We start from the raw sequence: 11,937 nt of genomic DNA on the forward strand, positions 1-11,937 counted from the left end.
ATCGCTAGGAGCAACGCCACCATGGGCGTACCCACACTGAAAGACCTTCTGGACGAAGGCGTTTCGGGGCGGGGAGTGCTGGTCCGGTCGGATTTCAACGTTCCGCTCGACGGAACGACGATCACCGACCCGGGTCGCATCCTGGCCTCTCTGCCGACGCTGTCGGCGCTCGTCGACGCGGGCGCCAAGGTGATCATCACGGCGCACCTCGGTCGGCCCAAAGGTGAACCGGACCCCAAGTACTCGTTGGCTCCGGTCGCGGCACGCCTCGGGGAAGAGCTGGGCCGGAATGTGCAGCTGGCCGGCGACGTCGTCGGATCCGATGCGCTGGCCCGTGCCGAAGGTCTCACCGACGGCGACGTGTTGTTGTTGGAGAACGTCCGTTTCGATCCGCGGGAGACCTCCAAGGACGAGGCCGAGCGGGAATCGCTGGCCAAGGCGTTCGTCGAGCTGGTCGGTGACGACGGCGCGTTCGTCTCGGACGGCTTCGGCGTGGTCCACCGTAAGCAGGCATCGGTCTACGACGTCGCCAAACTGCTCCCGCACTACGCGGGCAAGCTGGTCGAGGCCGAGGTGAAGGTGCTGTCCAAGCTCACCGAGGAGGTCGCACGGCCTTACGCGGTGGTCCTCGGCGGCTCCAAGGTCTCCGACAAGCTCGGCGTGATCGAGGCGCTCGCACCAAAGGTCGACACGCTGGTCATCGGCGGTGGCATGGCCTTCACCTTCCTTGCCGCACAGGGGCATCCGGTCGGTACGTCGTTGCTGCAGGAAGACCAGATCGACGTGTGCAAGGGTCTGCTGGAACAGTTCGGGGACGTCATCCGGCTCCCGGTCGACGTCGTGGTGGCCGACAAGTTCGCCGCCGACGCGGAGTCGAAGACCGTCCCGGTCGAGGAGATCCCGGACGGTTGGATGGGCCTGGACATCGGCCCGGAGTCGGTCAAGCGGTTCGCCGCGGTGCTCTCGGGTGCCGAGACCATCTTCTGGAACGGCCCGTCCGGGGTCTTCGAGTTCGAGAAGTTCTCGTCGGGTACACGCGGGGTGGCGGAAGCCATCGCGGCCACCACCAAGGGCGGCGCGTTCACCGTCGTGGGTGGCGGCGACTCGGCCGCCGCCGTGCGCACACTCGGTCTGCCGGACTCGGACTTCTCGCACATCTCGACCGGCGGCGGCGCGTCGCTGGAGTATCTCGAAGGCAAGGAATTGCCCGGACTGAAGGTGTTGGAGAGCTGATGGCAGCGTCGCGAAAGCCTTTGATCGCGGGCAACTGGAAGATGAACCTGAATCATCTGGAGGCGATTGCGCTCGTCCAGAAGATCGCGTTCGCACTGCCGGCGAAGTACTTCGACAAGGTCGACGTCACGGTCATCCCGCCGTTCACCGACATCCGCAGCGTGCAGACCGTGGTCGACGGCGACAAGCTCTTGCTCACCTACGGTGCGCAGGATCTGTCGGCACAGGATTCCGGCGCGTACACCGGAGAGATCAGCGGCGCCTTCCTGGCCAAGTTGGGCTGCACCTTTGTGGTCGTCGGTCACTCGGAACGTCGGACCATGCATGCCGAGACCGACGAGATCGTGCTCGCCAAGACCAAGGCTGCGCTCAAGCACGGTCTGACCCCGATCGTCTGCATCGGTGAGGGCCTGGACATCCGCGAGTCGGGCGAACACGTGGCCTACAACGTGGCGCAGCTCAAGGGATCGCTGGCCGGTCTGTCGGCCGAGGAGATCGGGAAGGTCGTCATCGCCTACGAGCCGGTGTGGGCGATCGGCACCGGCCGGGTCGCCAGTGCGCAGGACGCCCAGGAGGTATGCAGCGCGGTGCGTGCGGCTCTCGGTGAGATCGCGGACGCGGCCACGGCGGCATCGGTCCGGGTGCTCTACGGCGGATCGGTGAATGCGAAGAATGTCGGCGACATCGTCGGCCAGACCGACGTCGACGGTGCGCTGGTGGGTGGCGCCTCGTTGAAGTCCGACGAGTTCGCGAGCCTGTCGGCGATCGCCGCCGGCGGACCCCTTCCGTGACGATTTCTCCCGGTCGCTGAGGGGACGAGGCGGGCGGGCCCCTTCGTGACGCTCGCAAGCTCGCTCCTCAGGGACCGGGTGGTGACGCTCGCAAGCTCGCTCCTCAGGGGCCGGGTGGTGACGCTCGCAAGCTCGCTCCTCAGGGGCCGGGTGGTGACGTCGCAAGCTCGCTCCTCAGGGGCCGGGTGGTGAGGTTCGCAAGCTCGCTCCTCAGGGACCGGGTGGTGACGGTCGCAAGCTCGCTCCTCAGGGGCCGGGTGGTGACGGTCGCCGACTCGGCTCCTCAGGGTGTGGATGGTGACGTTTGCCCGCTCGCTTCTGGTGTCCTGGGCGGGGGCCATCCCTCCGATCCCTGAGGAGGCCCGGAGCGCCAGCGGAGGGCCGTCACGAAGGGCGGGTGTCAGCGCAAGCAGAGTTCAGAGCATGGTGCACCCGCTGGCAAGCCGTTCCCCAGGCCGCCATAGGGGCCGATCCAGGAGCCCGTCGAACGGCGCGTAGACTGTGGCAGGTTGTGCTGGGCGAGTACGCTCGTTGTCCGGCGCGACCTGCCACAGTTGCATGTATCGACGGACAGGACTGACTACACGTGAAGCTCGCACTCGACATCGGATTGGTCATCACCAGTGTGTTGATGGTGGTGCTGGTCTTGCTGCACCGGGGCAAGGGCGGCGGTCTGTCCTCGCTGTTCGGTGGCGGTGTGCAGTCGAGCCTGTCGGGGTCGAGTGTGGTGGAACGTAACCTCGACCGCTTGACCATCTTCGTCGGTCTGATCTGGGCGATCTTCATCATCGCGATCGGCCTCGAGATCAGCCTCTCCTGACGGCTCACGGCGGCTACGAGATGCCGCCACACCCGGATGCCGGGATACTGGGAGCCATGAGCGAATCGATCCCCTCAGCGGGTGCACCTGCATGGCGACCGTCGATTTCGATCGTCGATCACATCTCCGTCGACGACGAGGGTCGTGCGCTGACCGAGCCTCTGCGTGAGGACATCCGGCTACTGGGCGGAATCCTTGGTGACATGGTCCGCGAGCACTCCGGGACCGACGTCTTCGACCTCGTGGAGAGTGCCCGCGTCGCTGCATTCCGTATCCGGCGATCCGAGATCGACCGGGATGAACTCGCGGACATGTTCACCGACCTCGACATCGGCGTGGCACTGCCGGTCATCCGGGCATTCACCAACTTCGCATTGTTGGCCAATCTGGCCGAGGACATCCACCGCGAGCGCCGTCGCGCCATCCACGTCCGGGCCGGCGACCCGCCGCAGAACAGCAGCCTGGCCGCCACCTATGCCAAACTCGCCGCCGCAGATCTGACCGACGACGAGGTGGGACGCGCGCTCGCCGACGCGACGGTGGTACCGGTGATCACCGCTCATCCCACCGAGACCCGGCGTCGTACGGTGTTCGAGGCGCAGAACCGAATCACCGAGCTGATGCGTTTCCGTGGACGCACCGAACTGACTCCCGAAGAGGACGCGGAGGTGACCGAGGGTATCCGTCGTCAGATCCTCACACTGTGGCAGACCGCCCTGATCCGTCTCGAACGACTGACCATCCAGGACGAGATCCGCTCGGGCCTGCGTTATTACGACGCCTCCTTCTTCGAGGTCGTGCCCAAGATCAACACCCGGGTGCGGTCCGCGCTGCAGTCGGCGTATCCCGATGCGGGACTCACCGACGACCCGATGCTGCGAATGGGATCCTGGATCGGCGGCGACCGGGACGGCAACCCCTATGTGACCAATGAGATCGTCACGATGGCAACGACATTGGCCGCCGAGACGGCCGTTGCCCATCACCTCGCGGAGCTCGAATTGCTGGCGGTGGAGTTGAGTATGTCCGCCCGACTCATCGATTCCGTCGATGCCCTGCTCGAACTCGCCGGCGTGGCCCCGGATGATCCTTCCGCCGACGAGCCCTTCCGCGTGGCGTTGCGCCACATACGCTCACGAGTCGCGGCCACGGCGAACACCCTGTTCGACACCGAGTTCCTCTCATCGAACGACCTGTTCCTGGTCGACGGGAAACAGCCCTACGACTCCGCGGACGAGTTGCTGTCCGATCTCGACCTCATCGACACCGCACTACGTGACAACCGCGATGAGACCATCGCCGACGACCGGCTGCTGCGCCTGCGGGAGAGCGTCCGCACCTTCGGGTTCAACCTCTCGGGCCTCGACATGCGGCAGAACTCCGACATGCACGAGGAGGTCATCGCCGAGTTGCTGGCCTGGGCTGGTGTGGAGGCCGACTATCTGTCGCTCGACGAGGCCGCACGCGTCGAGATCCTCGCGACGGAGCTGGCCGCCCGACGTCCGTTGACACGGCCGGATGCAGCGCTCAGCGAGTTGGCGACCAAGGAACTGAACATCGTGCGTGCCGCCGCAGGCGCGGTGGCCAAGTTCGGACCGCAGGCGGTGCCGAACTACATCATCAGCATGTGCACGTCCGTGAGCGACATGCTCGAGCCGATGATCCTGCTCAAGGAAGCAGGCCTGATCGACATCGACGGTGAGACCGGCAAACTCACGTCGACGGTGCGGATCGTGCCGCTGTTCGAGACCATCGAAGACCTGCAGCAGGGAGCCGAGACACTCTTGGCGGCGCTGGACCTCACCGTCTACCGGGATCTCGTCGACGCCCAGCACGGAATGCAGGAAGTCATGCTCGGGTATTCCGACTCGAACAAGGACGGCGGCTACATGGCGGCCAACTGGGCGCTGTATCGCGGCGAGCTCGACCTCGTCGAGGCCGCCGAGAAGGCCGGGATCCGGTTGCGGCTCTTCCACGGCCGCGGTGGCACTGTCGGCCGCGGTGGCGGGCCCAGCTATGACGCCATCCTCGCGCAGCCGCCCGGCGCCGTCCAAGGGTCGCTCCGGATCACCGAGCAGGGCGAGATCATCGCCGCCAAGTACGCCGAACCAGTTCTGGCGGAACGGAATCTGGAGACCCTGTTGGCGGCGACGATCGAATCGTCGCTGCTCGACGTCGAGGGCCTCGGCGACGAATCCGAGGACGCGTACGCCAACATGGACGAGATCGCCCGGCTGGCGCGCTCGGCATATAGCAAGCTCGTACACGAGACACCTGGTTTCGTCGAGTACTTCACCACCTCGACCCCGTTGTCGGAGATCGGTGCACTCAACATCGGCAGCCGGCCGGCCTCGCGCAAGCAGACCGAGAAGATCGCGGACCTCCGGGCGATCCCGTGGGTGCTGTCGTGGACTCAGTCACGGGTGATGTTGCCCGGGTGGTACGGGACGGGCTCGGCCTTCGAGGAGTGGGTCGGCGACGATGAGCAGCGGTTGGAGACGCTGCGGCGCTACTACGAGAAGTGGCCGTTCTTCCGTACCGTGATGTCGAACATGGCTCAGGTCCTGGCCAAGTCGGATATGGGTCTGGCGCACCGCTATGCACAGCTGGTTCCGGATGAAGAGTTGCGCGACCAGGTTTTCGGCATGATCGTCGACGAACACGAGCGGACCATTGAGATGTGCGCGAAGATCACCGGTACCGACGACTTGCTCTCGGACAACTCCGCCCTCAAGCGGTCGGTGTACAACCGATTCCCCTACCTCGAGCCGCTGAACCTGCTGCAGGTCGAGTTGTTGCGCCGTTTCCGCGCCGGCGACGACGAGCCGCGTATTCGCCGTGGCATCCAGCTCACCATGAACGGCCTGGCGACGGCACTGCGCAACTCGGGTTAGGCGCAATACCGTTCAGTTAAGATCACAGCCGTGTAAGTTATGAGTTATGCCGCGTGCTGGGTGGGTGAAGCCTGAGTCGGATCGACGATTGTCGGATTTGGTGTCGGTGGGTGTGTTGACGCGGACGTTTGCGCCGGATCTGGTGGACGAGGTGATCGCCGAGGTGGGTCGGACAGAGGTGCGTCATCGTGCGCTACCGGCCCGGGTGATGGCGTACTTCTCCATCGGGATGGCGTTGTATGCCGAGGGCTCGTATGAGGATGTGTTGTCCCAGCTCACCGATGGTTTGTCATGGGCCTCAGGGTGGCAGGAATCGTATCGGCCGCCGAGCAAGTCGGCGATCTTTCAGGCGCGGACCCGGCTGGGGTCGGCGCCGTTGGCGGCGTTGTTCGACCGGGTGGCGGCACCGTTGGGCCGTGAGTCGATGCCAGGGGTGTGGCTGGCCGGGCGACGACTGGTCGCCGTCGATGGAACCTGCCTCGATGTCGCCGACACGCCGGTCAACGACGAGTATTTCGGGCGGCCCGGGGTGAACAAGGGTGAGCGGGCAGCGTTCCCGATGGCGCGGGTGGTGGCGCTGGCCGAGTGCGGCACGCACGCCATCTTCGCGGCCGCGGTGGGCACCTACACGCAGTCCGAGGCGGTCCTGATCGAGTCGTTGTTGGCGCGTATGCAGTCGGGGATGCTGGTCACTGCCGATCGTGGGGTGTTCTCGTATGCGTTGTGGCGCAATGCTATAGCGACCGGAGCGGACCTGCTGTGGCGAGTCAAGACCTCAGCATCGGGGCCGAAACCACGACACGTGAAGGACTTGCCAGACGGTTCGTGGCTGGCGGACTTGCAGCAGACACACTCGGCCGCGGCGCGTCGCGCAGCGCCGATGCTGGTCCGGGTCATCGACTACACCATCGATGACGGACGCGAGAACGCCGAACAGTACCGGCTGCTGACCACAATCCTCGACCCGGGCGAGGCCAGTGCCGTCGAGCTTGCCGCGGCCTATACCGAGCGGTGGGAGATCGAGATCGCCTTCGATGAACTCAAAACCCACCAACGTGGACCCCGAACCGTGCTCCGTTCGAAATCTCCTGACCTGGTGCTGCAGGAGATCTGGGGCCACCTGTGCTGCCACTACGCGATCCGATCACTGATGGTCGAGGCCGCCAGCCACGCCGGCCACGACCCTGACAGGGTCAGTTTCGTTGCTGCACTGAGGATTACCCGCCAGTCGGTCGCCCACCAGGGCGACTTTCCCCCCTCACGACCCTGACGTCTGCCACCGTAGCTGGAAAACCTGCCTACGCCGCCTGGCCCGTCGGCTCAACCCCAGGCGACGCCGCCGAGCCAACCCACGCGTCGTCAAACGCAAATACGTGAAATGGCACGTCAAACGCGCCCACCACGCCTCCTGGCCTCAACCGACACAGGCACCGATCTACACATCCGCACCCCTTAACTGAACGGTATTGGGGTTAGGCGGGTCTGTTGCGAGGGTGATCTCGATACGGTGCCTCGCAGGCTCGGCGCCTACTCGATCAGCGGGAGGTGGGCTCGTCTGCGGGACTTTGATCAGCGGGAGGTGGGCTCGTTCGGCTGGTTGAGCTGCCGGGGACGGGCCGGGCCGATTCCGCTGGTTGGTTGAGCTGCCGGGGACGGGCCGGGCCGATTCCGCCGGCTGGTTGAGCTGCCGGATACGGGCCGGGCCGATTCCGCTGGTTGAGTAGCAGCGGGGCGAGCTTGCGAGGTCCGCCGCGTATCGAAACCCGTTGAGTCACTCCGCAAACCGATGCGCAGCATTGCCCCTCACACCTGGTGACACGTCTGGGCAGAGCTGGATGGAGTGATCATAGAACCGCTCGTCGAGGGGCAGGTAGGGGATCGGTGCCTCGTCTGCGACACCACCGAGGCGATCGGCGAGGTCGGACTCGACGGATTTGATCGTCGAGTCGTCGATGTCGCGAGCTCCCGTGATGAGGTGGGGGCGCAGGGTGTCCATGCCCGTGTACCAGAATGTGCCGTGCAGTGTGGTCCAGAGGACGTCCTCGACGTCGCCACTGATCCCACGTGGTCCGAGGCTGCCGGGTCGGTCGCCCGCGGTGACGATCGTCAGGGCCCTCCTGCCGGCAAGGCCTCCATCGCCGTACTTGCGGGCGCGCCCGGTGTCGGGATCGATGCCGTCATAAGCGAGTCCGCCCTCGAAGACGCGGTCGATCCACCCTTTCATGATCGCAGGCATGCCATACCACCAGAGTGGGAACTGCATGACCAAGAGGTCGGCGTCGAGGAGCTTGCGCTGTTCCGAGACGACGTCGGCGCCGCCTTCGTGGCGCAGCACCGGATCCCAGCCCATCGCGTAGAGGTCTGATTCGACGACATCCCAACCGTTCTCGGTCAGTACCCGGGAACCGAACGTGGTGAGGTGGCGGTTGAGGGATCCTTCGTCGGGGTGTGCCGTCACCCACAGTGCTCGCATGCCCGGTGTAACGCGGTGGCGCAGGCAGAACATTCCGTGGCCCACACGGAGACCGGAGCCTGCAACAGTTGCGTTGCAGCGCAGGCGATCGGCGAGACGCGTTCTCGCGCTACGTGGCGCCAGACTCGCCTACCAGACCTTTGCGACGCTCAACGAGGACAAGAGCAACGCTCAACGAGGACAAGAGCAAAGTCATCGTGTATCCAACCTGGTACTCGGGATGGCACAGCGACAACGAATGGCTGGTCGGCACCGACAAGAAGGCCCTGAACCCGGCGTGGGCCGACGGTGACTACGCGCCGGACGCGTGGCCGTTGAAAGGGGCTCCGCGTTTGACAGGATCTTTGCAGGGTGAGGCTTCTCGCAGGCTTTCTGGTGGCAGGAGGAGTGGCGAACGATGGGGTTCACCTCATCGACTTCATCGACACAGAAATCGCCGAACTGCTCGCGGCCCCGGGACTTGCCGACATCGGCTAACCGGGCGTGCGGTCAGAGCTTGCCGGCGGCTGCTCGGTCGAGGAACCAGACGGTCTCGTCGGTGCCGTGGGCGCCGGCACAGGGCCAGTCGTTCGCATGGGCGCCGGTATGTGCGGCCCAGACGGCCTCGGCCTTGTCAGCGCCCGCCACGAGGAACCAGACCGCCTTGCTGCGGTTGACCACGGGCAGGGTGAGGGTGATCCGACGGGGCGGCGGCTTCGGCGAATCCTCAACCGCAACAACGGTCTTCTCGGCTTCGGCGGTCGCCGGGGTGTGCGGGAACAGCGAATTGATGTGGCCTTCTCCACCCATACCGAGCAGGTGTAGGTCGAAGTGCGGTACCGCCCCCGGACCGAATCGGCCGAGCACGGCGGCGTAGGCCGCTGCCGCGGCGTCGATGTCGTCACCGAACTCACCGTCCGACGGTGCCATCGGATGGACCCGCGCGGGGTCGATGGCCACATGGTCGAGCAACGCTTCTCGGGCCTGACCGTAGTTACGTTCCGGATCGTCCTCGGGCACGAAACGATCGTCACCCCAGAACAACTCGACACGAGACCAGTCGATGTCACCGCTGTCGGCGGCGAGGGCACTCAGGATCGCGATGCCGTTGCTTCCGCCGGTGAGCACCACCGACGCCACACCGTGGTCGGACTGGGCTCGGGTGACGAGATCGACGAATCGGTGAGCGGCGGTGCTGACGAGCTCAGTCTTGTCATCGAACACAAGGGTTTCCGGAGTCATCAGGCCGCTCCTTGGACATCGATCTCTTTGACACCGGCCAGCGCCTGCTCGAACACCTCGTCGATGTCGAGCCGCCGGAGCTCCTCGGCGAGGAGAAGAGGCAGTTCGCGACGGGTCATCGCCACCCGTCCGTCGGGTTTGCCCGGCATACTCAGCACGGCGTTGTTGTTCTCGTCCAGCGACAGGATGGTCGGACCGTCGTCGCGCATGAGCCGGACCTCGAAGCTGCCGATGCCACGGTGTGTCGGTACCTTCAGCGCAGAGCGGAGCCATCCGGCGAGTAGGTCGATACCGGGGGAGTGGCCCGGACCCGTGACCTTGACCTCGGTGATCGGCGTGTGGGGTGGCCGATCGACCGCAGACGCGAGCAGCGCCCGCCAGTGGGTGATCTGTGTCCAGGCGAGGTCGGAGTCACCCGGCGCGTAAGCAGCGAGGCGCCGGGCGAGAACAGTCTGCGGGCTCGCGCATCGGTTCGCATCGAGGATGCGTCGCCGACCCAGCGAACCCATCGGATCGGCTGCCGGATTCTCCGGCGCCTCGCCGGGCCACCAGGTGACCACGGGGGTGTCCGGGAGGAGGAATGGGGTGACCACCGAGCGTGGGTGCTCGGCCAGATCGCCCTGCAGCGTCAGCAGCACGACCTCGGAGGCTCCGGCGTCCCCGCCGACGCGGATCTCGGCGTCGAGGCGTGACTCAGCGTCCCGATCACCTCGGGTCACGACGATGACCCGGCTCGGGTGCTCGCTGCTGGCGCCGATGGCCGCCTCGATGGCCCCTTCGGTCGGTTCTCCGTGCTCGGCGCACACCACGAGCGTCAACACACGCCCGAGGCTGATCGCGCCGCCCGATTCACGGACCTCGACGATCTTCTTCGCGACCTGATTGGTGGATGTGTCGGGCAACTCGACGATCATCGTGCATCATCCTGTCGTTGTCGGGCGCTGTCGGTCACTGGCGATCAGCATCAGGGCCGCCGCCAGCTGCGTCCCTGACCCATCATGTCGTCCGCGGAGGCCGGTCCCCACGTCCCCGACTCGTAGGTGTCGGGCTTGCCGCTCTCGGCCCATGCCTGGATGACCGGATCGAGGATCTCCCAGGAGAGTTCGACCTCTTCGTTGACGGGGAACAGTGAGGGTTCACCCAGCAGGACGTCGAGGATCAACCGTTCATAAGCTTCCGGCGACGCCTCGGTGAACGCGGTTCCGTAGCTGAAGTCCATGTTGACGTCGCGGACCTCCATACTCGACGCCGGCACCTTGGACCCGAATCGCAGTGTGATCCCCTCATCCGGTTGAACCCGGATGACCAACGCATTCTGGCTGAGTTCCTCGGTCATCGTCTGGTCGAACGGCAGGTGCGGCGCCCGTTTGAACACCAATGCGATCTCGGTGACACGACGGCCCAACCGCTTGCCGGTGCGCAGATAGAACGGAACTCCCGCCCATCGGCGCGAGTCGACCTCCAGCGCGATCGCCGCGAACGTCTCGGTGGTGGAGTCCTGGGCGAACCCTTCCTCCTCGAGCAGCCCGGGCACCTTCTGGCTGCCCTGCCAGCCGGGACCGTACTGGCCACGGGCGGTGTTCTCCTCGAGCGGGAGGATGTTGCGGGTCGCTGCCAACACCTTGATCTTCTCGTCCTGCAACTGCTTGGGTTCGAACGAGATGGGCTCCTCCATCGCCACGAGTGCCATCAGCTGCAGCAGGTGGTTCTGGATGACGTCGCGGGCGGCGCCGATGCCGTCGTAGTACCCGGCCCGACCACCCAGGCCGATGTCCTCGGCCATGGTGATTTGGACGTGGTCCACGTAATGCGAACTCCACAGCGGGTCGAACAGCTGATTGGCGAACCGCAACGCCAGGATGTTCTGGACCGTCTCCTTACCCAGGTAGTGGTCGATCCGGAACACCGACGACTCGGGGAAGACGCTGTTGACGATCGAGTTCAGTTCCTGCGCCGACTCGAGGTCATGCCCGAACGGTTTCTCGATCACCACCCGGCGCCAGTTGTCGCCGTCCTCTCGTGCCAATCCGCTACGGTCCAGCTGCTCGCAGACCGTCGGGAAGGCCTTCGGCGGAATCGACAGGTAGAAGGCGTGATTCCCGTCTGTCCCGCGTTCCTTGTCCAGCCGGTGCAGGGTCTCCTTGAGCCGGTCGAACGCCGAGTCGTCATCGAAGGAGCCGGAGACGAACCGGAAGCCCTCGGCCAGCCGTTCCCACACCTCCTCGCGGAACCCGGTGCGGGCGTGATCGCGCACGGCATCGTGCACGACCTTGGCGAAGTCCTCATCGTCCCAATCGCGCCGGGCGAATCCGACCAGCGCGAACGACGGCGGCAACAGACCCCGGTTGGCCAGGTCGTAGACCGCGGGCATCAACTTCTTGCGCGCGAGGTCTCCGGTCACCCCGAAGATGATCAGACTGCACGGGCCCGCGATCCGTGGCAGTCGTTTGTCCCGGGGGTCGCGGAGCGGGTTGTTCCAGGTCGTACCGCTGCCGGGCAACGGGG

The 11,937-nt window shown here is 65.6% G+C and carries 9 protein-coding genes; 5 read left to right on the forward strand and 4 right to left on the reverse strand.

Going from position 1 to position 11,937, the window contains the following annotated elements:
• Positions 1-21 precede the first annotated feature (21 nt).
• From AC4AMJ_RS06415 to AC4AMJ_RS06435, 5 genes are all read left to right on the forward strand, one after another.
• Positions 22-1,233, forward strand: coding sequence for a phosphoglycerate kinase (locus tag AC4AMJ_RS06415; protein WP_489917554.1), 1,212 nt, complete (start codon positions 22-24; stop codon positions 1,231-1,233).
• A complete protein-coding gene (tpiA, locus tag AC4AMJ_RS06420) occupies positions 1,233-2,024 on the forward strand; it encodes a triose-phosphate isomerase (RefSeq protein ID WP_489895079.1) in 792 nt (263 codons plus the stop codon). The genes AC4AMJ_RS06415 and tpiA overlap by 1 nt, the downstream gene beginning before the upstream one ends.
• Positions 2,025-2,610: 586 nt before the next feature.
• Positions 2,611-2,844 carry a preprotein translocase subunit SecG gene (gene secG, locus AC4AMJ_RS06425; RefSeq protein WP_489895081.1) on the forward strand — a complete coding sequence of 78 codons (234 nt, stop codon included), beginning with the start codon at positions 2,611-2,613 and terminating at the stop codon, positions 2,842-2,844.
• Between the two features lie 56 nt (positions 2,845-2,900).
• On the forward strand, positions 2,901-5,738 hold the full coding sequence (gene ppc / locus AC4AMJ_RS06430; RefSeq protein ID WP_489917555.1) for a phosphoenolpyruvate carboxylase: 2,838 nt from the start codon (positions 2,901-2,903) through the stop codon (positions 5,736-5,738).
• A 46-nt stretch (positions 5,739-5,784) separates the two neighbouring features.
• Positions 5,785-7,008, forward strand: coding sequence for an IS4 family transposase (locus AC4AMJ_RS06435; protein ID WP_489917556.1), 1,224 nt, complete (start codon positions 5,785-5,787; stop codon positions 7,006-7,008).
• A gap of 501 nt (positions 7,009-7,509) precedes the next feature.
• Here the strand turns inward: AC4AMJ_RS06435 and AC4AMJ_RS06440 are convergent.
• From AC4AMJ_RS06440 to zwf, 4 genes are all read right to left on the reverse strand, one after another.
• The gene (locus AC4AMJ_RS06440; protein ID WP_489917557.1) at positions 7,510-8,211 is read right to left on the reverse strand and encodes an NAD(P)H-dependent oxidoreductase; all 702 of its coding nucleotides are present in this window, start codon (positions 8,209-8,211) and stop codon (positions 7,510-7,512) included.
• Between the two features lie 489 nt (positions 8,212-8,700).
• Positions 8,701-9,432, reverse strand: a complete 732-nt coding sequence (gene pgl, locus AC4AMJ_RS06445) for a 6-phosphogluconolactonase (protein ID WP_489917558.1) — start codon at positions 9,430-9,432, stop codon at positions 8,701-8,703.
• A complete protein-coding gene (locus tag AC4AMJ_RS06450; RefSeq protein WP_489895090.1) occupies positions 9,432-10,346 on the reverse strand; it encodes a glucose-6-phosphate dehydrogenase assembly protein OpcA in 915 nt (304 codons plus the stop codon). The genes pgl and AC4AMJ_RS06450 overlap by 1 nt, the downstream gene beginning before the upstream one ends.
• Positions 10,347-10,396: 50 nt before the next feature.
• Positions 10,397-11,932 carry a glucose-6-phosphate dehydrogenase gene (gene zwf / locus AC4AMJ_RS06455; RefSeq protein WP_489917559.1) on the reverse strand — a complete coding sequence of 512 codons (1,536 nt, stop codon included), beginning with the start codon at positions 11,930-11,932 and terminating at the stop codon, positions 10,397-10,399.
• Positions 11,933-11,937 lie beyond the last annotated feature (5 nt).

It is taken from the genome of Gordonia sp. LMA484 (assembly GCF_058129505.1).

Excerpts from the sequence above, each read along its gene's own strand:
- pgl (WP_489917558.1), bottom strand. The coding sequence starts at position 9,432 with ATGACTCCGGAAACCCTTGTGTTCGATGACAAGACTGAGCTCGTCAGC.
- ppc (WP_489917555.1), top strand. The coding sequence starts at position 2,901 with ATGAGCGAATCGATCCCCTCAGCGGGTGCACCTGCATGGCGACCGTCG.
- AC4AMJ_RS06415 (WP_489917554.1), top strand. The coding sequence starts at position 22 with ATGGGCGTACCCACACTGAAAGACCTTCTGGACGAAGGCGTTTCGGGG.
- AC4AMJ_RS06435 (WP_489917556.1), top strand. The coding sequence starts at position 5,785 with ATGCCGCGTGCTGGGTGGGTGAAGCCTGAGTCGGATCGACGATTGTCG.
- AC4AMJ_RS06440 (WP_489917557.1), bottom strand. The coding sequence starts at position 8,211 with ATGCGAGCACTGTGGGTGACGGCACACCCCGACGAAGGATCCCTCAAC.
- AC4AMJ_RS06450 (WP_489895090.1), bottom strand. The coding sequence starts at position 10,346 with ATGATCGTCGAGTTGCCCGACACATCCACCAATCAGGTCGCGAAGAAG.
- tpiA (WP_489895079.1), top strand. The coding sequence starts at position 1,233 with ATGGCAGCGTCGCGAAAGCCTTTGATCGCGGGCAACTGGAAGATGAAC.